The sequence below is a fragment of the Roseomonas sp. GC11 genome, from assembly GCF_024437745.1.
In the GTDB taxonomy this organism is placed as follows: Bacteria; Pseudomonadota; Alphaproteobacteria; order Acetobacterales; family Acetobacteraceae; genus Pseudoroseomonas.
Map to the genome: position 1 here is coordinate 1 of NZ_JANFNY010000085.1, position 21,518 is coordinate 21,518.

The 21,518-nt window shown below is 73.5% G+C and carries 17 protein-coding genes, 2 tRNA genes and 1 pseudogene; 6 read left to right on the forward strand and 14 right to left on the reverse strand.

What is annotated here, in order from left to right:
• A pseudogene (locus NON00_RS20455) lies at positions 1-216 on the reverse strand (hypothetical protein); the annotation flags it as partial.
• A 107-nt stretch (positions 217-323) separates the two neighbouring features.
• Here NON00_RS20455 and NON00_RS20460 point away from each other — a divergent pair.
• The gene (locus NON00_RS20460; protein ID WP_256024594.1) at positions 324-1,931 is read left to right on the forward strand and encodes an electron transfer flavoprotein-ubiquinone oxidoreductase; all 1,608 of its coding nucleotides are present in this window, start codon (positions 324-326) and stop codon (positions 1,929-1,931) included.
• Between the two features lie 235 nt (positions 1,932-2,166).
• On the opposite strand, the gene NON00_RS20465 is transcribed toward NON00_RS20460, so the two are convergent.
• Complete coding sequence (locus tag NON00_RS20465; protein ID WP_256024576.1) at positions 2,167-2,820, reverse strand: Tat pathway signal protein; 654 nt, start codon at positions 2,818-2,820, stop codon at positions 2,167-2,169.
• Positions 2,821-3,009: 189 nt separating this feature from the next.
• Between NON00_RS20465 and NON00_RS20470 the strand changes: the two genes are divergently transcribed.
• From NON00_RS20470 to NON00_RS20485, 4 genes are all read left to right on the forward strand, one after another.
• The gene (locus NON00_RS20470; RefSeq protein ID WP_256024578.1) at positions 3,010-4,704 is read left to right on the forward strand and encodes a tetratricopeptide repeat protein; all 1,695 of its coding nucleotides are present in this window, start codon (positions 3,010-3,012) and stop codon (positions 4,702-4,704) included.
• The gene (locus NON00_RS20475) at positions 4,701-5,663 is read left to right on the forward strand and encodes a 4-(cytidine 5'-diphospho)-2-C-methyl-D-erythritol kinase (protein WP_256024579.1); all 963 of its coding nucleotides are present in this window, start codon (positions 4,701-4,703) and stop codon (positions 5,661-5,663) included. Before NON00_RS20470 ends, NON00_RS20475 begins: the two co-directional genes overlap by 4 nt.
• Positions 5,654-5,728, forward strand: a tRNA-Gln gene (locus NON00_RS20480). The genes NON00_RS20475 and NON00_RS20480 overlap by 10 nt, the downstream gene beginning before the upstream one ends.
• A 220-nt stretch (positions 5,729-5,948) precedes the next feature.
• A tRNA-Leu gene (locus tag NON00_RS20485) sits at positions 5,949-6,028 on the forward strand.
• Positions 6,029-6,326: 298 nt separating this feature from the next.
• Here NON00_RS20485 and NON00_RS20490 read toward each other — a convergent pair.
• The 12 genes from NON00_RS20490 to ddpX all read right to left on the reverse strand — a co-directional run bounded on the left by NON00_RS20490 (position 6,327) and on the right by ddpX (position 20,832).
• Complete coding sequence (locus NON00_RS20490; protein ID WP_256024580.1) at positions 6,327-7,607, reverse strand: aldehyde dehydrogenase family protein; 1,281 nt, start codon at positions 7,605-7,607, stop codon at positions 6,327-6,329.
• 116 nt (positions 7,608-7,723) lie between these two features.
• On the reverse strand, positions 7,724-8,992 hold the full coding sequence (locus NON00_RS20495) for an FAD-dependent oxidoreductase (protein WP_256024581.1): 1,269 nt from the start codon (positions 8,990-8,992) through the stop codon (positions 7,724-7,726).
• Positions 8,992-10,767, reverse strand: coding sequence for a squalene/phytoene synthase family protein (locus tag NON00_RS20500; protein ID WP_256024582.1), 1,776 nt, complete (start codon positions 10,765-10,767; stop codon positions 8,992-8,994). Before NON00_RS20500 ends, NON00_RS20495 begins: the two co-directional genes overlap by 1 nt.
• The gene (locus NON00_RS20505) at positions 10,764-11,951 is read right to left on the reverse strand and encodes a glycosyltransferase (RefSeq protein WP_256024583.1); all 1,188 of its coding nucleotides are present in this window, start codon (positions 11,949-11,951) and stop codon (positions 10,764-10,766) included. The genes NON00_RS20500 and NON00_RS20505 overlap by 4 nt, the downstream gene beginning before the upstream one ends.
• Positions 11,948-12,757 carry a lysophospholipid acyltransferase family protein gene (locus NON00_RS20510; protein ID WP_256024584.1) on the reverse strand — a complete coding sequence of 270 codons (810 nt, stop codon included), beginning with the start codon at positions 12,755-12,757 and terminating at the stop codon, positions 11,948-11,950. Before NON00_RS20510 ends, NON00_RS20505 begins: the two co-directional genes overlap by 4 nt.
• 156 nt (positions 12,758-12,913) lie before the next feature.
• Positions 12,914-14,446, reverse strand: coding sequence for an NAD(P)/FAD-dependent oxidoreductase (locus tag NON00_RS20515; RefSeq protein ID WP_256024585.1), 1,533 nt, complete (start codon positions 14,444-14,446; stop codon positions 12,914-12,916).
• A complete protein-coding gene (gene crtI, locus NON00_RS20520) occupies positions 14,443-16,050 on the reverse strand; it encodes a phytoene desaturase family protein (RefSeq protein WP_256024586.1) in 1,608 nt (535 codons plus the stop codon). Before crtI ends, NON00_RS20515 begins: the two co-directional genes overlap by 4 nt.
• 193 nt (positions 16,051-16,243) lie before the next feature.
• Entirely contained in the window at positions 16,244-17,260 is a 1,017-nt protein-coding gene (gene galE / locus NON00_RS20525; protein ID WP_256024587.1) for a UDP-glucose 4-epimerase GalE, read from the reverse strand.
• A gap of 183 nt (positions 17,261-17,443) precedes the next feature.
• Positions 17,444-18,250, reverse strand: a complete 807-nt coding sequence (locus NON00_RS20530) for an exodeoxyribonuclease III (RefSeq protein WP_256024588.1) — start codon at positions 18,248-18,250, stop codon at positions 17,444-17,446.
• Positions 18,251-18,559: 309 nt separating this feature from the next.
• Positions 18,560-19,354: a gamma-glutamyl-gamma-aminobutyrate hydrolase family protein gene (locus NON00_RS20535; protein WP_256024589.1), complete on the reverse strand. Its 795-nt coding sequence runs from the start codon at positions 19,352-19,354 to the stop codon at positions 18,560-18,562.
• Positions 19,355-19,454: 100 nt separating this feature from the next.
• Positions 19,455-20,084 (reverse strand): outer membrane lipoprotein carrier protein LolA, encoded by a 630-nt coding sequence (locus tag NON00_RS20540; protein WP_256024591.1) that lies wholly within the window; start codon positions 20,082-20,084, stop codon positions 19,455-19,457.
• Positions 20,085-20,283: 199 nt separating this feature from the next.
• Positions 20,284-20,832 (reverse strand): D-alanyl-D-alanine dipeptidase, encoded by a 549-nt coding sequence (gene ddpX, locus NON00_RS20545; protein ID WP_256024592.1) that lies wholly within the window; start codon positions 20,830-20,832, stop codon positions 20,284-20,286.
• A gap of 89 nt (positions 20,833-20,921) precedes the next feature.
• Here ddpX and tsaB point away from each other — a divergent pair.
• Positions 20,922-21,518, forward strand: a 597-nt coding sequence (tsaB, locus tag NON00_RS20550) for a tRNA (adenosine(37)-N6)-threonylcarbamoyltransferase complex dimerization subunit type 1 TsaB (protein WP_256024593.1), incomplete at its 3' end; no start/stop codon positions are given.

Genomic DNA, 21,518 nt, shown 5'->3' on the forward strand with positions numbered 1-21,518 from the left:
GGAGAGGGTATGGGCGCCGACCTCGCTGCCCTTTTCCACGATGCAGACCGTGGCCTCGGGCGCCGGGCGGCGCTCCGGCGGGGGGGCGGCCAGCCGGTCGAGCGGGTCTTCCGCCAGGGCCTCGTCCACGCCCCAGTCCAGTTGCAGGCGCAGCGCCGCCAGCAGGGCGGCGGCCTCGGACTCGGGCATCGGGGGGAGGGGGGGCGCGGTGCTCATCCTGCCGCTCATATCGCGGTGCGGCGGGGTTCCGCGCAACCCGCGATCGGGCTAAGCCATCCCGGCGGGACCCAAGGGAGAAGAGCAACGTGTCCGAACGCGAGAGCATGGAATTCGATGTGCTGATCGTGGGGGCCGGCCCGTCCGGCCTGGCGGCGGCGATCCGGCTGAAACAGCTCTCGCCCGAGGCCACGGTCTGCATCGTGGAAAAGGGCAGCGAGGTCGGCGCCCATACCCTCTCCGGCGCCGTGCTGGAGCCGCGGGCGCTGGACGAGCTGCTGCCCGACTGGCGCGAGGAGCCGCCCGAGTTGGCCACCCCCGCCACCGAGGATTCCTTCCTGTTTCTGACGGAGACGAAGGCCTTCCGGCTGCCGACGCCGCCGCAGATGCACAACCATGGCAATTACGTCGTCAGCCTCGGCAATGTCTGCCGCTGGCTGGGGGCGAAGGCCGAGGCGCTGGGCGTCGAGATCTATCCCGGCTTCGCCGCCTCCGAGACCATCCTGGAGGAGGGGGTGGTGAAGGGCGTCGTCGCCGGCGTCATGGGCATCACGCGGGAGGGCGAGGAAGGCCCGAACTACCAGCCGGGCATGGAGCTGCGCGCGCGCTACACCCTCTTCGCCGAGGGCTGCCGCGGCTCCCTCACCAAGAAGCTCTTTTCCGAGTATGGCCTGCGCGAGGGGGTGCAGCCGCAGACCTTCGGCCTCGGCATCAAGGAGCTCTGGGAAATCCCGAAGGAGCGCCACACCCCGGGCAAGATCTGGCACACCACCGGCTGGCCGCTCTCCACCGACACCTATGGCGGCACCTGGCTCTACATGCTGGGGGAGAACCTCGTCTCGATCGGCATGGTGGTGGGGCTGGACTATCCCAACCCCTGGCTCTCCCCCTTCGACGAGATGCAGCGCTTCAAGACGCATCCCGAGATCCGCAGGATCCTGGAGGGCGGCAAGCGCATCGCCTATGGCGCCCGCGCGCTGAACGAGGGCGGGCTGCAATCCATCCCGAAGCTGGTCTTCCCCGGTGGCGCGCTGATCGGCGACACGGCGGGCTTCCTCAACGTGCCGAAGATCAAGGGCACGCACACCGCCATGAAGTCCGGCATGCTGGCGGCCGAGGCCGTGGCCGCTGCCTTGGCGGATGAGGCCGCCGGCCCCGTGCTCGACGCCTACCCCGCCGCGCTGGAAAAGAGCTGGGTGTGGGAGGAGCTTTCCGCCGTCCGCAACATCCGCCCCGGCTTCGCCAAGTGGGGCTTCTGGGGCGGCATGGTGAATGCCGCGCTGGAGACCTACGTCTTCAAGGGCAAGGCGCCCTGGACCCTGCCGCACCACGCCGACCACGCGGCGACGAAGCCGGCCGGCCAGTGCCCGCAGATCGCCTACCCCAAGCCCGACGGAAAGCTGACCTTCGACCGCCTCTCCTCCGTCTTCCTCTCCAACACCAACCATGAGGAAGACCAGCCCGCCCACCTGAAGCTGAAGGACGCGGCCAGCTGGAAGCCGGTGAACTGGGACATCTACCGCAGCCCGGAAGCCCGCTACTGCCCCGCCGGCGTCTATGAGGCCGTGGGCATCGAGGAGGGCAACCCCCGCCTCGTCATCAACGCGCAGAACTGCGTCCACTGCAAAACCTGCGACATCAAGGACCCCGGCCAGAACATCGACTGGTGCACCCCCGAAGGCAGCGGCGGCCCCAACTACATCGGCGGCATGTGATTCTTTCTGTCAGGCTGCCGCTCCCGGGTTTCCAGGCGGGACTCTTTTTTCAGGCTGCCGCCGTCCTGTGGTGAAGTGGGACGCGGGGGCTGGGGGCTAGGGGCTAGGGGCTGGGGGGCGCCTGGGCGTCCCCGCCGGGCCGGAGCGGAGGGGGCGAGTGCGGCCCCTCCCGTCCCGGCCCTGACCGGCAGCTGAAAAAAGACCGGCAGCTGAAAAAAGACCGGCAGCTGACAGATTAACGCCAGGGGAGGTCGGTGCGGGAGCAGGTTTCGAGGCCGCGGCGTTCCTGTTCGCGGCCGTTCATGTAGACGACCTTGATGTCCACCGTGCAGCTGCGGTTGGCGGGCAGGTCCACCCAGCGGTCATTGCCCGGCTCCAGCACGGCATCGCCCAGGCGGTCGCGGCCCCAGTTGGTGTCGGTGCTGAGCGAGACATACAGCTCGCGGATGGTGGCGCCGCTGCGGTTGACGAAGCTGAAGGAGGGGTCGCCCGCCGCGCGGGTGGTGGCGCCCGGCCCGCCCGGCTGTGCGCCGCCGGGGCCGCCGCGCACCGTCGCCCCCGCGCCGCCCCCGCCGCCGCCGAACACCACGCGGGTGAGGTTGCAGGCATTCACCTGCATTTTCGTCTCTTCCCGCCCGCCCTGGTAGCGGACGCGGATATCCAGCACGCAATCGCTGGCGGAGGGGGTGACATGCACCTGCTGCCCGGCGGGCAGCACCGATTGCCCCAGGATATCCGGCCCCCAATTGTCCAGCCGCGAGGGCGAGACAAAGGCGCTTTCGATGGTCTGGCCGGATTGGTTGACGAGCCAGAACCGATTCTGCGCCGAGGCGGGCGAGAAGGCCGCCGCCGCCAGCAGGGCCAGCAGGCTGGCCAGGATGATGCGCATGACAGGGTCTCCGCTGCCGGCGTCGTGGCCGGCTTTCCTCCACGGCCCGGCCCGGGAGGCGGCGGAGGTGCCGGCCCCGTCCGTTGCCGTAACAACCTTATCCCGTCCATGACGGTGCCGTCATCCCGTGCCACGGCTCCGCTTGCCGAAGCGTTTCCCGCCCGCGCGAAAAGGTTCTAGGCTCGCCACATGGTCATGCTCGTCTCTCCGCGCCGCCTCGCCCTGCTGGCCGCGGCGCTGCTCGCCGGCTGCGCGGCGGGTGGCGCCCCCGGCGCCCTCGACACCGGCGATGGCAGCCCCGCGCCGCGCCTCACCGCCGCCGGCACCTATCTCGCGGGCCGCTTCGCCGCCGCCGAGACGGACACCGCCGCCGCGGCCGATCTGCTGGCCGAGGCCCTGCGCCTGGCGCCGGAAGAGCCGGAGGTGCTGAACCGCGCCTTCATCGCCGCCGTGCTGGATGGCCGGGCCGATGCCGCGCGCCTCGCCCGCCGCCTGCCGCAGAGCGAACTGGCCGCCATGCTGCTGGCCGGCACCGATGCCATGGCCGGGCGCTGGGAACAGGCCGAGCGCCGCCTGCGCGCCCTGCCGCGCAGCGGCGCCGCCGCCGTGCTGCAACCCCTCCTCCTGGCCTGGACCCTGGCCGGGCGCGGCAACCCGGATGCCGCCCTGGCCACGCTGCGGCCGCAGATCGAGGGCGGCAACCTGCGCGGCCTCGCCGCCCTGCACGCCGCCATGATCGCCGACCTCGCCAACCGCCCGCGCGAGGCGGAGCGGCTGGCGCGAATCGCCCTCTCCGCCTCCCAGGAGGCGAATCTGCGGATGATCCAGGTGGTGGCCGGCATCCTCGACCGCGCCGGCAAGCCGGCCGAGGCCGAGCAGCTCCTGGCCGCCCTGGCCGCGGCGGGGGATGAGCTCTCCCTGCTCGCCGCGCCCGAGGCCCGGCGCCGCCTGTTGCAGGCGCGCGCCGTCGCCTCCCCGGTGGAGGGCATGGCGGAGGCGGAGCTGGCCCTGGCCGGCTTCCTGCGCGGCCAGGGCGCGCCGGAGCTCTCGCTGCTGCTCAGCCGCCTCGCCCTGCGCCTGCGCGCCGATTTCACGCCCGTCCTGCTCGTCGCCGCCGATGCCCTGGCGGAGGAGCGCCACCCGGAAAGCGCCCTGGCCCTGCTGCGCGGCGTACCGGCCGAGGACCCGCTCTCCGGCGTCGTCGCCCTGCGCCGCGCCAGCCTGCTGGACCGGCTGAACCGCACGGAGGAGGCGGTGGCCGTGCTGCGAGCCCTGGCCGAGGCCTACCCTTCCTCCGTCCAGCCCCCCGCCCGGCTGGGCGACCTGCTGCGCGCCCGCAGCCGCTATGCCGAGGCCGCCGCCGCCTATACCGAGGCGCTGCGCCGCGTCCCCCGGCCGGAGGCGGAGCCCTGGGCGCTCTATTATGTGCGCGGCATCGCCCTGGAGCGCTCCGGCGACTGGACGCGCGCCGAGGCGGATTTCCTGCGCGCCCTCCAGCTCGCGCCCGAGCAGCCCTATGTGCTGAACTACCTGGGCTATACCTGGGTGGAGCACGGCACCAACCTGGCCGAGGCGCGCCGCATGCTGGAGCGCGCCATGGAGCTCCGCCCGCAGGATGGCAACATCGCCGACAGCCTGGGCTGGGCACTCTACAAGCTGGGCGACCTGCCCGGCGCCATCCGCTGGCTGGAGCGCGCCGTGGAACTCGAGTCGCGCAACAGCGTCATCAACGACCATCTGGGCGATGCCTATTGGGCCGCCGGCCGGCGGATCGAGGCCCAATACCAGTGGCGCCGCGCCCTGACGCTGGAGCCCGAGCCGGGGGACGCCCCGCGCATCGCCGACAAGCTGCGCGACGGCCTGCCCGCCGCGGCCCGGCCGTGAGCGGCGACGCCTGGGAAGGGGGCTGGGCCGAGGCGGCGCCGGCCAAGGTCAACCTCGCCCTGCATGTGCTGGGGCGGCGGGCGGATGGCTACCACCTGCTGGACAGCCTCGTGGCCTTCGCCGGCGCGGCGGACCGCCTCGCCTGGGTGCCCGATGGGATACCCGATGGGATACCCGATGGCGGGGTGGGCGGGCCGTTCGCCCTGCGCCTGGAGGGGCCGGAGGCGCCTGCCCTGGCGGGGGAGGGGGATAACCTCGTCCTGCGCGCCGCCCGCCTGCTCGCCGAGGCCGCCGGGATCGCGCCCTCCGGCAGCCTGATCCTGGAAAAGAACCTGCCGGTGGCCTCGGGCATCGGCGGCGGCTCGGCCGATGCGGCGGCGGCGCTGCGCCTGCTCAACCGTGCCTGGGGGCTGCACTGGGGCCATGCCCGGCTGCTCGGCCTCGCCGCCCGGCTCGGCGCCGATGTGCCCGCCTGCCTCGACAGCCACGCCACCCGCATGGGCGGCGTGGGCGAGGTGCTGACCCCCGCGCCGCCCCTGCCCCTGGTGGGCATCCTGCTCGCCAATCCGCGCATCCCGCTCGCCACGCCCGCCGTGTTCCGCGCGCGGCAGGGCAGCTTCCCCGGCAGCTTTTCCGCGCCGCTGCGCCTGCCGCGCGCCTGGAGCAGCGCCGCCGCCATGGCCCAGGACCTCGCCGCCTGCGGCAACGACCTGGAAGCCCCGGCCATCCGCCTCTGCCCCGAGGTGGCGGCGGTGCTGGCCGCCCTGCGCGGCCTGCCCGGCTGCCTGCTGGCCCGCATGAGCGGCTCGGGCGCCACCTGCTTCGGCCTCTTCCCCACCCCGGAAGCCGCCCACGCCCACGCCGCCCGCCTGCCCAATTCGTGGTGGCGGTGGGGAGGGGGCTTTACGACAGGCCCCTCCGCCCTTTATTCAGCGGCCGAGAGCCTCGCTGGGGCGTAGCCAAGCGGTAAGGCAGCGGTTTTTGGTACCGCCATCCCCTGGTTCGAATCCAGGCGCCCCAACCATGATGCGACAAAGGCCCGGGCAATCCTCTGCCACGGGCCTTTTTCATTCGCTCCTGGGGAGGCTTTGCCGCCCCAAACACAAAGAAGACTCCCTGGGGAGGCTCCGCCTCCCCAAACCCCTCGACCGGGGTGGCAGGGCCACCCCAAATCTTCCCTTGGGGACCCCGCCAGCAGCGGGGCTTTGTCAGATGCTTCCGCCTGTGGCAGGAAGCAGGCAAGCGCGGGCGTGGCGGAACGGTAGACGCAGGGGTCTTAAAAACCCCAGCCCCAGGCATGCGGGTTCGAATCCCGCCGCCCGCAGACCCATCAATCGGCGTGGTGCAGGCGCGGCAGGCCGCGCGGCCAGTCCCGCTCCATCAGCGAACGGGCATAAAGTCCACCCCCAACCAGGGCGGCGACAACAGTGACAAACAGGAAAGCGGACATGGGTAGGCCCCTGATCCTTTGACACCGCGATGCTGCGGCTGCGAAGGAACATGTAGGGAGACTAACCTTTCAAAACCTTTACCCATTGAGCAGTTGCAGCATGGTCAGGGCGCATGGCTTCCCTGCCATGCGTGCCGCGCAGCCACCAGGGGCCCGCCGCCTTGCAACCCGCTCAGCGCAGCAGCCGCCGCGCCAGCGCCGCCCGCCCCGGCGGCCTTGGCGCGTCGAACAGGCGTGACAGCGAGAAGGGGCCATGCCGCACCCGCGCCCGCCAGTCGCTGAAGCCCTCGAACCCCGCCCGGCCATGGTAGCGGCCGAAGCCTGAGCCCCCCACGCCGCCAAAGGGCAGGGCGGGGAAGGCGACATGCTCCAGGCACCGCTCCTCGACGATCGCCCCGGCGCGGCAGCGCGCGGCCACCGCCGCGGCCTCCGCCCGCGCCGCGCCGAACAGGTAGAGCGCCAGCGGCGCCGGCCGCGCCCGCACCCAGGCGATGGCCGCCTCCAGATCCGCCACCGCCCGCACGGCCAGGCTGGGGCCGAAGATTTCCTCCGGCTGCTCGGGCACCAGGGCGAGGCCGCCGGGCAGCGCCTCGCCCGTGGTGGCCAGGGCGGCCTGCCGGGCGCGGTGGCGCGGCAGCACGGCGCTTTCCACCGGGATGGCGGCGGCGCGGCAGGCGGCGGCGAAATCCTCCGCCCGGTGGCCGACCAGCAGCACGGTATCGGGCGCCACGCAGGTCTGCCCGGCATTCACCGCCTTGCCGGCCAGGATGGCCCGCGCCGCCCGCGCCAGATCCGCCCCCGGCAGCACCAGCGCCGGGCATTGCCCGCCGAGTTCGAGGGTCAGCGGCGTCAGGTGCTCCGCGGCGGCGCGCATCACGGCGCGGCCGGTGGCGGTGCCGCCGGTGAAGACCAGATGGTCCCAGGGCTGGGCCGCGAAATCGGCGGCCACGGCGCCATCGCCCGGCACGACGCGGGCCACGGCGGGGCCGAGGGCCTCCGCCACCAGTTCGGCCAGCAGGGTGGCGGTGCGCGGGGTGTGCTCGCTGGGCTTCAGCACCACGCGGTTGCCGGCGGCCAGCGCCTCCGCCAGCGGCCAGAGGCCGAGCTGCACCGGGTAGTTCCAGGGCGCCAGGATGCCCACCACCCCTTTCGGCACCGGCTCCACCCAGGCCAGGGCGGGCTGGAAGGGCAGGGGCGCCAGCACCAGGCGCGGGCGGGACCACCACCACAGCCAGCGCCGCGCCCGCCGGGCCGCCTGCACCACCAGCAGCACATCGGCCAGCAGCGTCTCCACCTCCGACCGGCCGCCATAATCGGCATCGATGGCGCGGACGATCTCTGGCGCGCGCCGCAGCAGCGCCGCCGCCAGCGCCGCCAGCAGCGCCCGGCGCCGGGCGAGGGAAAGCGGCGCGGTTTCGGCGCGCAGGGCGGCCAGGGCTTCGGCCGGGGTCATCTGGCTGGTCTCCCGGTGGCCGGGAGGGCGCCGCCCTCCCGGACCCCGCGAACAGAGGGGAGGTGCAGGAACCTCAGGTTCCTGGCGGGGGTCCAGGGGGCAAGGCCCCCTGGTTCTCACAGCGCCCGCACCGCCCGCCGCCCGGAGCGGATGGCCGCCTCCAGCGTCGCGGGCAGGGTGGGGTCCATCCAATCCCCCGCCAGAGCGAGGTTGCGCAGCGGCCGCAGTGGCGGCGGCGCCGGCTGGTCCGGCAGGTGGGCGGGGGTGGCCCGGTGCTCCTTGACCAGCCGGCAGGGCGGGGCTTCCTCCGGCCAGGGGCCTGGCAGGCCGGCGGCGCGCGCCGCCTCCCGCAGCTCGGCCCAGATGCGCGGCCCCAGGCTTTCGGCGCTTTCCGCCAGCAGGCCGGTGGCGGCGCTGATGGTCACCGAGACCATGCCCGGCCGCACCAGCATCCACTGCGCCAGCCCGCCCAGCAGCCCGACGAAGCGTGGCCCCGCCCCCGTGGCGTGCTCGAAATGCAGGTTCAGGATGGGCCGGTGCAGCGCCGGCACGCGCAGCCCCGGCAGCAGCCGCGCCGCCTCCCAGGGCGGCAGGGCGAGGATGACGCGGTCCGCCTCCCCCAGCGGCAGGGGCGTGCCGCCGAAGCCCAGCGCCGTGGCCCGCCCGCCCGCCCGCTCCAGCTCCCGCAGCCGCCGCCCGGGGCGGAAGACGACGCCGCGCCGCGCCAGCGTCTCCAGCGCCGGGTGCACGAGGTCCGGCCCCAGGCCGCGCCGCGCCACATAGAGCCGGCATCCCCCCGGCCGCGCCATGCGCCGCAGCACGGCGCCGAGGCGGCGCAGCCCGGCCTCCTCCGGCGCGGTGTTCAGCGCGGCCAGCGTCAGCGGCTCGACGAAATGGCGGAGCAGGGCGGGGTGGCGGGCGAAGGCCTCGGCCACCGTGGAATGGCGCCCCGGCAGGGCGGCGCGCAGCAGCGCCAGCAGCCCGCCCGCCCCCAGCCCGGGCGGCCGCCGCGCCGGATCGCGCCAGCCGGCGGGCGAGAGCGCCACCCGCCGCAGCCCACCCCCGGCGAGGTCGTGCACCGGCAGGGTCTCGCCCTCCGGCTCCACCCAGGCTTCGCGCGCGCCGATCTCGGCCAGGAAGCCGAGCGCCGCCGGATTGGCGCCGAGCAGCGCATGGGTGCCATTGTCCGTGCCATCGGGCAGGGCGCGGGCGCGGCCGCCAGCGGCCGGGCTGGCCTCGTGCAGCACCACGCAGCGCGCCGCCCTGCCGCCGGGGCGGCTCGCCAGCAGCGCCGCCGCCAGCCCCGCCACCCCCGCGCCCACCACGTGAAGGGTGGAGGCGGGCAGGGTGGCGCCGGGCAGGGTCGCGTTGGGCGCTGCCGCCATCACGGCCGCCAGCCCTCCAGCAGCAGGCCAAGCTTGCGCCACCGCCCCAGCCGCGGGCGCTGGCGCGGCGGCAGGAAGCCCTGGCCGATCATCTCCTCCAGCAGCGCGCGGTAGCCGAGCAGCATCAGCCGCGCCGGGCGCAGGGCGCGGCGGTGGTGCTCGGGCATCAGCGCCTCGGCCGTGGCGAAGGCGGCGCGGGCGCGCAGCGCCAGGGCCTGGGCCACGGTGGAAAGGCCGGGATGCGCCACCATCGCCCGCGCCCCGCCCGGCGGAATGCCCGCCGCCGCCAGCGCATCGGCCGGCAGGTAGAGCCGGTCCCGCGCCGCATCCTCATCGATGTCGCGCAGCACGTTCACCAGCTGGAAGGCATGGCCGAGGGCGAGGCCGAAGGGCTCCGCCTCCGCCGCGCCGAAGATGCGCACCGCCAGCGCGCCGACACTGCCGGCCACCTGCCGGCAGTAGAGATCCAGCTCCGCCTGCGTGGCGATGCGGCGGTGCGGCCCGGCATCGGCCTCCATGCCGTCGATCATGGCGCGGCATTCGGCCAGGGGCAGGGTGAACTCGGCCCGCGCCCAGGCCAGCTCGCGGGAGAGCGGGCAGTCCGGCACCTCCAGCTTGCGGCGCCAGGCGGCCAGGGCGGCGCGCTGCTCGGCCTCGGGCAGGGTGCCGTCGGCGATGTCGTCCACCGCGCGGCAGAAGGCATAGACGGCATACATGGCCCGCCGCGCCGGGCCGCGCGTGGCCGCCATGCCGCTGGCGAAGGAGGAGCGGGCGCGGCGCACCCGGGCGCGCACCAGCCTGGCATCCAGGCTGCCGCTCCCTGGACTGCCGCTCCCTGGGCTACCGCTCCCTGGCCTGCCCCCGCGCCGCAGGCCGGGTGCGGCCAGCAGGGCGGCGGCGAAATCCGCCCGGCCGAGCGCCACGCGCCCCTCCAGCGGGTCCGCCGCGCGCAGCCGCGCCAGCAGGCGGCGGGCGAGCGCCCAGGTCACCGCCGCCTCCAGCCCCAGCCGGGTGGAGAGCACGCGGTGGGGCAGGGCGGCGGCGCGGTCCAGCATTTCCTCCACCCGGTCCAGCATCGCCGCCAGCACGGGGGCGCGCGCCTCGGGGTCGGCCAGGAAGCGCGCCTCGCCACCGGCCAGCGCCATCCAGTCCCGCGGCACATAGAGCCGGTCCAGCCGCCGCAGATCCTCGCCCATGTCCTGGAGGTGGTTGAGGATCTGGAGCGCGGTGCAGAGCGCGTCCGCCCCTTCCTGCGCGGTGGCGTCCACCTCGCCATGCAGGCGCAGCAGCAGCCGCCCCACCGGCACGGCGGAGCGCCCGCAGTAATCCAGCAGCGCCGCCCAGTCCGGCAGGCGGGACAGTTCCGCATCCTGGCGGAAGGCATCGAGCATGATGCGCGCCTCGGCCAGCCCGTCCCCCGCCTCCTGGAGCGCGCGGGCGACGGGGAGGGGGGTGCGCGGGTCCTCCAGCGCGGCGGCCAGGGCATCGAGCCGCGCCAGCCGCTCGCCGGGGGCGAGGTGCGGGGCATCGGCGATGTCATCGGCGGCGCGGACGAAATGGTAGAAGGCCAGCACCCGCCGCCGCAGCGCGGGCGCGATCAGCCAGGAGGCGACAGGGAAGTTTTCCGAGTCCGGCCCCCGGCTGGGCGGGCCGGCGAGGATGCAGGCGGCCGGGTCGGGTTCCTCCGGCCGGGTTTCCTCCAGCCGGGGTTTCTCCAGCCGGGCTTCCTCCAGCCGGGGCTCACCGAGGCGGGGATTGGCGGGCACGTCGCTCATCGGGCGGAGGTTTCCGGGGCAGGATCGGGGCCGGTGACGGAACCGGGGCCATAGGCGCGGCCCTTCCAGGCGGGCGGGCGGCGGGTCAGCAGCGCCTGCCACTGGATGGCGAGGGCCACGGCGATGGCGAAGGGGTGCAGCGGCACGCTCCACCAGGGCTCGCCCACCCGCGCCGTGATGGCGGCGCGCAGGCCGAGCGAGAGCAGCACCGCCAGGATCGCCGCCCACAGCCCGCCGCCCTCTCCCGGGGTGGCCGCCAGGAGGGGGGGCAGGGCGAGGCCCAGCGCCAGCCAGGGCAGCAGGTGCCCGCCGCCCAGCAGCAGCGTCCACACCGGCAGGCCGCGCGGCGTCGCCATGCCCTCCCGCGCATTCTTGGCGAAGCCTGCCCAGGCCGGGGCCAGCCCGTCATACATCCGGCAGGTGGCGAGGGCGGTGCCATCCACCACCTCCGTCCGGTGCCCGGCGGCGCGCAGGCGGCGCGCCAGGGCCAGCCCATCATGCAGGATGCCCGGCGCCGCGGCATGGCCGCCGGCGGCGCGGTAGGCGCCGGCCTCGGCCAACAGCAATTGCCCGCAGGCGGCGGCCATCTCCGGCCGCGCGCTCTCCGCCCGGCCGCCGCCGGGCAGGTAGCCCAGCATCAGCAGGTTGATCACCGGCACCGTCAGCGCCTCCCCCAGCCCGCCGAGGATCTGGCGCGGCACGGCGCTGACCAAAGCGAGGCCGCGCGCCTCGGCCTCGGCCGCCAGGGCGGCGGCGGCGCCGGGGGCGAGGCGGACATCGGCATCGAGGAAGAGAAAATGCGTCCCCAGCGCCGCCTCGGCCAGCCGGGCGCAGGCATGCACCTTGCCCGTCCAGCCCGGCGGCAGCGGCGGGGCGAGCAGCAGCCGCACCCGCTCATCCTCCGCCGCCAGGGCGCGCACCTGGGCCGGGGTGTCGTCGCGGCTGCCGTCATCCATCACCAGCACCTCGACCGCCACGCCCGTGCTGGCCAGGGCGGCGCGCAGGCAGGGGGTGATGTTGGCCGCCTCGTCCCGCGCCGGGATGAGGATGGAGACCAGCGTGGCCGGGGGCGGCCCGCCTGGCGTCCCCTCCTGCGGGCGGCGCTGCCGCGCCAGGTTGGGCAGCGCCATGGCCCAGGGGAAGGCAGCGAGCGCCAGCGAGAGCAGGGAGAGCGGGAGGCTCATGGGGCGGGCGGGCCTCCGGGGGAAGGGGGCGGCGGGCGGTGTTCGTGGCGGGGGTCGAAGCGGCGCCCGGTGAGCGCCGCGCGGCCCCGCCGCCACAGGTCGTAGATGCCGCCCATGCCCTCCCTTCCCTGCTCCAGCACCCGGAAGCGTGCCGGGTCGCGGGCGATGGCATCCACCGCCAGCCGGTCCATCGTGGCGGCGAGCGCGGTGGCGAGCGCGGCCTCGCGCTCCCCCCGAGGCATGGCGCGCAATGCCGCCCCTGGCAAGGGCGGGCCGAAGGCGGCCAGCATCTCCGCCTTGCGCTCGCTCCAGAAGGGATATTCCAGGGCGAGGGGGAGGAAGGTGGCGCCCTCCGCCAGTTCCGGCAGGCGGGTGAGGCCCGGGGCGATGGGCACCGGGCGTTCCCGCGCATCGGCGAAGCGGCCGGGGGCGTTCATCCACAGCATCTCGCCCTGGGCCAGCACGCCCTCCGCCACGCGCAGGAAGGTGACCGCGCCGCGCGCACTCTCCCGCTCCACCCCGAAGACGCCGAGGCGGCGCATGAAGCCGTAGCGCGCCAGCGCCGCCGCCTCCATCGGGATGACCATGCGCCGGCCGGGGAAGAGGCGGCGCGAGAGCAGCATGAAGGCCACGCCATCCCACCAGGACGGATGGTTGGCATAGACGACCAGCGGGCCGGGCGGCGCCGCCGGGGCGCCCCAGGCGGCGAGGCGCAGCGCCCGCATGTGGCGCCGCGCGAAGCCCGCGAACATCGCCTCGAAAAAGGCCATGTGGCGGGGGGAATAGGTGGAAAGAGGGTCCTGCATGGTCAGGGGAGGCCAGGGGCTCCGCCCCCATCTGTTTCCTTTTGGGACCCCGCCGGGGGGACAGGGTCCCCCCGGACCCCGCCATCCGATCGCGGGGTCCGGGGTGGCCGCGCCACCCCGGCGGGGGTCCAGGGGGCAGCGCCCCCTGGCGCGTCCTCAGGCCGCATCCTGGTGCATGGCGTCGGCGGCGATCCAGCCGGACATCATGACCATGGGCATGCCCGGCCCCGGATGCGCCGCGCCGCCCGCCAGATACAGGCCGCGCACGGCGCGGGAGCGGTTGCCGGGCTTGAAGGCGCCCGTCCACAGCCCGTGGCTGGCCAGGCCGTAGATGGCGCCGTCCAGCACCTTGTAGCGCTCATGGATGTCCTGCGGCGTCAGCGCCTGCTCGACCACGATGCGCTCCTCGATATCCTCCAGCCCGGCGGTGCGCTTCAGCTTGTCCAGGATGGTGCGGCGATAGGCGGGCAGCATCTGCTTCCAGTCCTGGCCGGGGCGCAGATGCGGCGTGTGCACCAGCACATAGAGCGCCTCCCCCCCTTCCGGGGCCACGCTGGGGTCGGTGGCGGCGGGGGCGGCGAGGTAGGCGGTGGGGTCCGGCGCCGGGATGCCCTTGCGGTAGATGGCGTCGAACTCCTCCTCCGCATCGCGCGAGAAGACGAAGTCGTGATGCGCCAGATGCTCGTAGCGCCGGTTGAGGCCGAGATAGAGCACCACGCCGGAACAGGCCGGCTCGTGCTTCGCCCGGCTGTAGCGGCGGGCGGGGGCGCCGCCCACCAGCTCGCCATAGGTGCGGATGGCGTCCATGTTGGAGATGACGGCATCGCAGGCGATGCGCTCCCCCCCCACCCGCACGGCGCGGACGGCGCCGTTCTCGATCTCCAGCCCCGTCACCTCGCTGCTGGGGCGGAGATCGGCGCCGAGGCTGGCGGCCAGGCTGGCCAGCGCCTCGGCCACGGCGCGGGTGCCGCCCCGCGGATACCACACCCCCTCGCTCGCCTGCATGTCGCCGATGCCGCAGAGCACCGCCGGGGCGAGATAGGGCGAGGAGCCGACATACTGGCAGTAATGGTCCAGCATCTGCGCCAGCCGGGCATCCGGCACATGGCCGCGGATCACCCTGGCGACGCTCTGCCCCATGCGCAGCGCCATCACGTCGCGCAGGGTGCCGGGCTGGAAATTGGCCTTCCAGTCCAGCGTGTCGCCAATGCCCTCCACGGATTTCCAGAAGAAGAATTTTTCCGAGACCTCGTGCAGATGCGTCGCCACCTCCTGGAAGCGGCGGTAGCCGGCGCCATTGCCGGGGGCGAAGCGGTCCATCGCCTCGGCCATGGCGGGCACGTCCTGCATCAGGTCGATGCGGCTGCCATCCTCGAAGAAGCAGCGCCATTGCGGGTCGAGGCGGATGAGGGGCAGGGCCTGCTCCAGATCCCGCCCCGCCTCGGCGAAGATGCGGCGCAGCACGCGCGGCATGGTCAGGATGGTGGGGCCCATGTCGAAGCGGAAGCCGGCATTGGCGCCCGCAGCACCCGGGGATGCGCCGGCGGGCAGGTTCAGCACCGCCGCCTTGCCGCCGAGCCAGGGGTTCTTGTCCAGCAGGGTGACGCGGTGGCCGCGCGCCGCCGCCACCGCCGCCGCCGAGAGCCCGCCCAGCCCCCCGCCGATCACCACCACATGCGAGCCGCTCATGCCACTCTCTCCCCCTCGGCCACCATCTCCCCCTCGGCCCCCGTGTTGTCGCGGGCCACCGGCAGGGTGGTGGGGATGCCCCCCAGCCCCAGGTCGCGCGCCAGCAGATTGGCGCTGATGCGCGCGCCTTCATAGATCACCGGCAGGCCGCTGCCCGGATGCGTGCCGCCGCCCACCAGATAGACGCCTTCCGTGTCGCCGAAGCGGTTGCCGGGGCGGAAATGCAGCATCTGCCGCAGGTCATGCGCCAGGTTGAAGGTGGCGCCGAAGCCCACCGCGAACTCGTCCCGCCACTCCAGCGGCGTGACCATCCGCTCATAGCGGATGCGCGACTCGATCTCCGGCAGGCCGAGGGCGGCGAGGCGCCGCAGCGCCAGGGCGCGGAATTCGGCGGCCTTGGCGCGCCAGTCCGTCGTCCCGCGCAGATTGCCCACCGGCACCAGCAGGTAGAGGCTGGAATGCTCCTCCGGCGCCATCGAGGGGTCGGTGTTCACCGGGTTGTGCAGGTAGAGCGAGGGCTCGGCCGGGGCCATCCCGGCCTCGATCTCGGCCAGGTTGCGCTGATAGTCCTCGGCCAGGAGGATGGTGTGGTGGGCCAGCTGCGGGAAGCGCCCCTCCACCCCGAGATAGAGCATGAAGGTGGAGCAGGAATAGCGCGCCGCGGCGATGCGCCGGTCCGACCAGCGGCGGCGCAGCGAATCGGGGATCAGCTGCGGCGCGGCCTGGGCGAAATCGGCGTTCATCACCACCGCATCGGCGGCGATGCGGCGCCCGCCCGCCTCCACCCCCGTGGCGCGGCGGCCCTCGAAGGCGATGCGCTCCACCGGCGTGTTCAGCCGGATCTCGACGCCCAGCCGCTCCGCCACCCGCGCCATGGCGGTGGCCACGGCGCCGCAGCCGCCCATGGGGTGGAACACCCCGTGCTCGTATTCCAGGAAGGAGAGGATGGTGAAGAGGCTGGGGCAGCGGAACGGGCTCATCCCCAGGTATTTCGTCTGGAAGGAGAAGAGCAGCCGGGTGCGCGGGTCGCGGAAGTGGCGGCGCAGTTCCTGATCCACCGAGAGGTGCGGGCGCAGATGCGGCAGCGCCTTCAGCATGTCCGGCGCGAAGAGGTCGGCCGCTGAGGTGAAGCCGCGCTCCAGCACCGGGCGGAAGGCCGCCAGCTTGGCGCGGTTCTGCTCCATGAAGCCGCGCAGGGCGCGGGCATCGGCGGGGTCGAGCTTGGCCACCTCCGCCGCCATGCGCTCCAGATCCGGGGTGGCATCCAGCACCGGCCCGGCGCCGCCGCCGAAGACCAGGCGGTATTGCGGGTCCAGCCGCCGCAACTCGACTTCCCGCCGCAGATCGGCGCCGCAGCTGGCGAAGATTTCTTCCAGGATGCGCGGATACAGGAAGAAGGTCGGCCCGAGATCGAAGCGGTAGCCCTCCGGTGTCGTCAGGCTGCGGCTGCGGCCGCCGACGACGCCATCCTTCTCCAGCAGCGTGACGCGCGCGCCGCGCGCGGCCAGCAGCATGGCCGCGGCGAGCCCGCCCGGCCCGGCGCCGATGACCACGACATGGGCGCGCTGCGCCCGCAGGGCAGGGGTGGACAGGGGAAGGTTCATGCCGTTTCCACGCACACCGATGCTGTTTTAACCCCAGCACAAGTGCGCTCACTCCCCCCCTTGCCAAGTCTTTTTTTTCGGGCTGCCGCGGTCGTGTGGGGGGGCGTGGTTTCGGGAGGCGCCGAAACGGCAGGAGGGGGCCCGGGGGAACTCAGTTCCCCCGGTCTTTCTTTCGCCCCGGTTTTCCTGGCGGTTACGCCGCCTGGGCGGCGGCGCCGCGGTCGCCATAGCCCTGCGGATGGGCGGCGCGCCAGGCATGGGCGGTGCGGACGATATCGTCCAGTTCCGGGTAGCGCGGGGCCCAGCCGGTTTCCGCGCGCAGGCGGGCATTGGAGGCGACGAGCACGGCCGGGTCCCCGGGGCGGCGCGGGCCGATGCGGTGCGGCACCTTCAGCCCGGTGACGCGCTCGACCGTGTCGATCACCTGCCGCACCGAGTAGCCGCTGCCATTGCCGACATTGTAGCGCACGCTGGGGCCGCCGGCGCAGAGCTTGTCCATCACCCGCAGATGGGCATCGGCGAGGTCCATCACATGCACATAGTCGCGGATGCAGGTGCCATCCGGCGTCGGGTAGTCGGTGCCGAAGACCGTCAGCTCCGGCCCGAGGCCGAGGGCGGCGTTGATGGCCAGCGGGATGAGGTGGGTTTCCGGGTCGTGGTCCTCGCCCAGGCGGCCGCCCGGATCGGCGCCGGCCGCGTTGAAGTAGCGCAGCGCGGCCGAGCGCAGCCCGTGCACCCGCCCGGCCCAGTCCAGCGCGCGCTCCGCCATCAGCTTCGACTCGCCATAGGCCGAGGCGGGCAGCAGCGTCGCCGTCTCGTCGATCGGCACGCGCTCGGGGAAGCCGAAGAGCGCGGCGGTGGAGGAGAGCACGAAGCGCAGGCAGCCGGCCTTCACCGCCGCATCGGCGACGTTGATGGTGTTGTTCAGGTTCTCCGAGAGGTAGCGCAGCGGGTCGCGCATGCTCTCCCCCACCAGGGAGAGGGCGGCGAAGTGCAGCACGCCGTCGAACTTCCAGCCGGCGAAGACCTCGGCCAGGCGGGCGCGGTTGGCGAGGTCGGCCACCACCAGCTCCGTCCCGGCGGGCACCGCGGCGCGGTGGCCCTGGCGCAGGTCATCCAGCACCACGACCTCGTCCCCCCGCTCGACCAGGGCAAGCACGACATGGCTGCCGACATAGCCGGCTCCGCCGGTGACGAGGAAACGAGCCATTGCGTGGTCCTTGCGGCTGTGTGGGGCCATCATGCCGGATGTTGCGGCGCAGCGCAGCCATGGCGATGTGCCGCCGCGCGCCGTGCCTGCTCCAGGCTGCCCGGGCAGAATACCGGCGCGGGCGCGAAAGTCCTCCGCCCGCCGCCGCCTCTTCACGCGCTCTTCATCACGAAGCGGTGAAATTTACAGGTCCAGATCAATCGCCACGGGAACATGGTCGCTGGCCTGCGTCCAGCCGCGTGCAGGCTTGTGGATGACATGGCCGCGCAGCGCGCCGGCGAGATCCTGGCTGACCCAGACATGGTCCAGCCGCCGGCCGCGATCCGCCGCCTGCCAGTCCCGCGCCCGGTAGGACCACCACGTGTAGACCTTCTCCGGCGGCGGCACGAAGTGGCGGATGGCGTCATGCCAGGCCCCCGCGCGCTGCCAGCCGGTGAGCGCCTCCACCTCCACCGGGGTGTGGGAGACGACATCGAGCAGCTGCTTGTGGCTCCACACATCGCATTCCAGCGGGGCGATGTTGAGGTCGCCCACCATCACGGCGCGGCGGGCGGGGCCGCGCGCGGCGTTCCAGGCGGTGGCCTCGGCGATGAAGTCCAGCTTGTGGGCGAATTTCGGGTTGGCCTCGCGGTCGGCGATGTCGCCGCCGGCGGGGACGTAGAAATCATGCAGCTCCAGCCCGCCCGGCACGTCGAGATCGACGCCGAGATGCCGGCAATCCCCCTTGCCGCACCAGTCCGGGTCCCCCCCGCGCGGGGCGAAGGGCAGGCGGGAGAGAATCGCCGTGCCGTTATAGCCCTTCATCCCCCGCACCGCGCGGTAGGGGAAGCCAAGGGCGGCGACCCCCTCATGCGGGAACAGCTCGTCCGGGCATTTGGTCTCCTGCAGGCAGACCACATCCGGCGCGAGGTCCCGCACCACCTGGGCCAGCAGCGGCAGGCGGAGGCGGACGGAATTGATGTTCCAGGTGAGCAGGCGGAGCTTGGGCATATCCGCTGCTTACCCGCTTTCCCGGCCAGGGTCATGAGGGGTGGTCATGAGGGAGCGGGCAGGAGAAGGCCCGGGCGGCCGGCCCCGCCCTGGAAAGGCCCCCCGGCCAAAGATCCCGGCCAAAGAAATGGCGCCCGGTCTGGGGGGAGACCGGGCGCCTGGGGGGTATCATTCCTGTTCGGAATGGTCGGGTGAGCCGGCGGGGAACCGGGCCACCGGGGTGCAACATGGCACCTTCCGCCGAAAAGATAAGCATTTTCCGGCGCAACTCAAAAACGTTTGATCAAAAAAAATCCAGTCGGGGTGTGGCTATTCCGCCGCAAGCGCTGGCGCAGTGGTGCGGCGGGCCGCCCAGTCGCGCGCCGCGTCGCCGAAGGCCTCGAACAGCCGGCGGGAGAGGGCGTCCTCCGCCCAGTCATATTCCGGGTGCCACTGCACGCCGAGGGCGAAGCCCGGCGACTCGCGCACATGCCCGGCCTCGACCGTGCCATCCGGCGCCCAGGCCTCGGGCACCAGCCGCGCGGCGGGGCGGCTGACGGCCTGGTTGTGCAGGGAATTCACCGGCACCGCCGCCGGCTGCCAGGGCAGGCCCTGCCAGCAGCGCGCCAGCACGGCATCGGGCAGCACGCGCACGGCATGGGCTTTGCCGGTGCGGACCTTGCCCAGGGCCTGGTCCACCGGGGTGGAATGGTCGAGCCGCCCCGGCAGGTCCTGCACCCGCTGGTCCAGCGTGCCGCCCAGCGCCACGTTTAGCTCCTGGAAGCCGCGGCAGATGGCGAAGAGCGGCAGGCCACGCTCCAGCGCGGCGCGGATCAGCGGCAGGGTGGTGGCATCGCGCGCCGGGTCCTCCGGCGTGCCTTCCAGGTGCGGCGGGCCGGCATAGAGGCCGGGCTGCACGTTGGAGCGGCTGCCGGTGAGCATCAGCCCGTCCAGCCGGGGCAGGATGGCCTGCACCACCTCTTCCCCGGCGGCGGGGATCAGGATGGGGATTCCGCCGATCGGACCCAGCACCACCTTGATGTAGTGGTCGGAGACCGCATGGTTGGGCATGGCGAAGGCGCCGAAGGCCTTCATGCAGCAGGGAATGCCGATCAGGGGACGCATGAGCGAAACGTCGCGCCCCCTTGCGGCGCAATCAAGGCATTATTCCCGCATGGCTGTGACGGGAGGGATGTTTTTCCGGCAGCCCTCAAGGGGGCAGCCCTCAGCGCCGCCCCTCATTCTCGAAGAAGCCCGGGTCGTTGAAGGTGAAGAGGCGGCGTGGCAGGGTCATGCCCGTCTCCACGGCGGTGAGGGTGACGCGGGTCTGCCGCCCCTGGCCATCCACCACCACCCATTGCCGCAGTTCCATCGGGTTTTCCGAGAAGATCAGCGTCAGCTGCCCCTCGGAGGGGGCGTCCTTCCGCCGCACGGTGATGCCGGCCAGGCCGCCCTGCCGCTCCACCCCCAGCACCTCGATATCGCCGCCGAAGCTGATGCGCTCCCGCAGCAGGAAGGCCAGCGGCGTGGAGGAGACGGGGACGATGCTCGGCTGGCGCAATTCGCGGTCGTAATAGAGGAACTGCCCGTCCGAGGCGATCAGCAGCAGCGGCTCCGGCGGGTCATAGTCGAAGCGCATGCGGCCGGGGCGGGCGATGAAGGCGGTGCCCTCCGCCGCCGCGCCGTTCTGCGCGATCTGGAGGAAGCGCGCCCGCAGGGTGGTGATGCTGTTCAGATAGGCTTCCGCCCGGCGCAGCAGGTCCTGCTGCGCCGTGGCCTGGGCCAGGGCGGGCCGGGGAAAAGCGGGCAGGGGAAGAAGGGCGAGGCCGGCGGCCATCAGGGAACGGCGCTTCATGAGGTGCATCTGGGTCCGTGCTGCGGCAAAGGCAATGTGGTTTGGTTTTATTTTAAGAACCTTCTTTTTCTAAAGAAAAAGAAGCAAAAAGATTTTTTTCAGGCTGCCGCCGTCTCCCGTCCAGGCGGGACGCTGAACTGGAAAAAGTTTTTTGGTTCTTTTTTACAAAAAAGAACATTTTTTTCTGAAACTCTGCTTCTCACATGGGCCCCTCCGGCACGGCCGAGGCGTTGAGTGGCGGGAATTGCCGGGCTTCCGGCAGGTGGTAGTGCCACCACTCCAGCAGATAGGGTTCCCACCCGGCCGCGACCATCAGGCCGAGGAGCAGGGCGCGGTTGCGCTGGTCCTCCACGGGCACCCCGGCATGGCCATGGGCGCTTTCGGCCAGGGTGGCGTCGAATCCGGTGCCCATGGGCAGGTCCTGGCCGCTGGCGATGTCGTTCAGGGTGAGGTCCACGGCGGCGCCGCGCGGGTGCAGCCCGCCGGCGCGCGGGTCGGAGACGAAGCGCTTGTCCTCCACCGCGTGCCACAGCGCCCATTGCGCCTCCACCGGGCGGTAGGCGTCGAAGAGGCGGAAGCGCAGGCCGAGCCGCGCGGCGGCGTCGCGGGCGCGGAAGAGGCGCTCCCGCGCCAGGGGCAGCAGCAGGGCGCGGGGGCGGGTGTAGATGGGCGCGCCGGTCAGGTTGTCGGCCGTGGCATAGCGCAGGTCGAGGAGGAAGCCATCGGCTTCGGTCACGGGGAGGAGCATGGCCGCCATCCTGCCATCCGCGCGGGCTGGCGTCGCGGGGGTGGCGGCGCTTGTTCCGTTGGCGCGCGTTCTGCCCTATGCAGCGCCGCATGCGAATCCTGGCATTGGATGGCGCGCTGGCGCGGGCCTCGGCGGCGGTGTGGGTGGAGGGGCGGATCGCCGCCTCCGCCCTGGCGGAAGGCGCGCGTGGCCAGGCCGTGGCCCTGCCGCCGATGGTGGCGCGCGTGCTGGCGGAGGCCGGGTTGCGCGCGGTGGAACTGGACGCGGTGGCGGCGGTGGTGGGGCCGGGCGGCTTCACCGGGCTGCGCGCGGCGCTGGCCCTGGCGCAGGGCGTGGCGCTGGCCGCCGGCTGCCCCGCCATCGGCGTGACCACGGGCGAGGCCCTGGCCGCCGCCCTGCCGGAGGAGATCCGCGCCACGCGCGCGGTGTGGTCGGTGACGGACACGAAGCGCGGCCGCGTGCTGCTGGAGCGCCTGGCGCCCGGGGCCTGGGCGGCGGAGGCGCCGCCGCTGCCCTGTGCGCTGGACGCCCTGCCCCGGCCCGCCGGCCCGGTGGCGCTGGTGGGCGATGCCGCGCCGCTGGCCGCCGCGGCCCTGGCCGGCCAGGGCGATGTGCTGCTGACCGAGGCGCTGCTGCCCGAGGCGGCGGCGGTGGCGGCGGTGGCGGCGCGGCGCCTCGCCGGGGCC

Coding starts and splice junctions, on each gene's coding strand:
- NON00_RS20460 (WP_256024594.1), top strand. CDS start 324: ATGGAATTCGATGTGCTGATCGTGGGGGCCGGCCCGTCCGGCCTGGCG.
- NON00_RS20465 (WP_256024576.1), bottom strand. CDS start 2,820: ATGCGCATCATCCTGGCCAGCCTGCTGGCCCTGCTGGCGGCGGCGGCC.
- NON00_RS20470 (WP_256024578.1), top strand. CDS start 3,010: ATGGTCATGCTCGTCTCTCCGCGCCGCCTCGCCCTGCTGGCCGCGGCG.
- NON00_RS20490 (WP_256024580.1), bottom strand. CDS start 7,607: ATGACCCCGGCCGAAGCCCTGGCCGCCCTGCGCGCCGAAACCGCGCCG.
- NON00_RS20495 (WP_256024581.1), bottom strand. CDS start 8,992: ATGGCGGCAGCGCCCAACGCGACCCTGCCCGGCGCCACCCTGCCCGCC.
- NON00_RS20500 (WP_256024582.1), bottom strand. CDS start 10,767: ATGAGCGACGTGCCCGCCAATCCCCGCCTCGGTGAGCCCCGGCTGGAG.
- NON00_RS20505 (WP_256024583.1), bottom strand. CDS start 11,951: ATGAGCCTCCCGCTCTCCCTGCTCTCGCTGGCGCTCGCTGCCTTCCCC.
- NON00_RS20510 (WP_256024584.1), bottom strand. CDS start 12,757: ATGCAGGACCCTCTTTCCACCTATTCCCCCCGCCACATGGCCTTTTTC.
- NON00_RS20515 (WP_256024585.1), bottom strand. CDS start 14,446: ATGAGCGGCTCGCATGTGGTGGTGATCGGCGGGGGGCTGGGCGGGCTC.
- crtI (WP_256024586.1), bottom strand. CDS start 16,050: ATGAACCTTCCCCTGTCCACCCCTGCCCTGCGGGCGCAGCGCGCCCAT.
- galE (WP_256024587.1), bottom strand. CDS start 17,260: ATGGCTCGTTTCCTCGTCACCGGCGGAGCCGGCTATGTCGGCAGCCAT.
- NON00_RS20530 (WP_256024588.1), bottom strand. CDS start 18,250: ATGCCCAAGCTCCGCCTGCTCACCTGGAACATCAATTCCGTCCGCCTC.
- NON00_RS20535 (WP_256024589.1), bottom strand. CDS start 19,354: ATGCGTCCCCTGATCGGCATTCCCTGCTGCATGAAGGCCTTCGGCGCC.
- NON00_RS20540 (WP_256024591.1), bottom strand. CDS start 20,084: ATGAAGCGCCGTTCCCTGATGGCCGCCGGCCTCGCCCTTCTTCCCCTG.
- ddpX (WP_256024592.1), bottom strand. CDS start 20,832: ATGCTCCTCCCCGTGACCGAAGCCGATGGCTTCCTCCTCGACCTGCGC.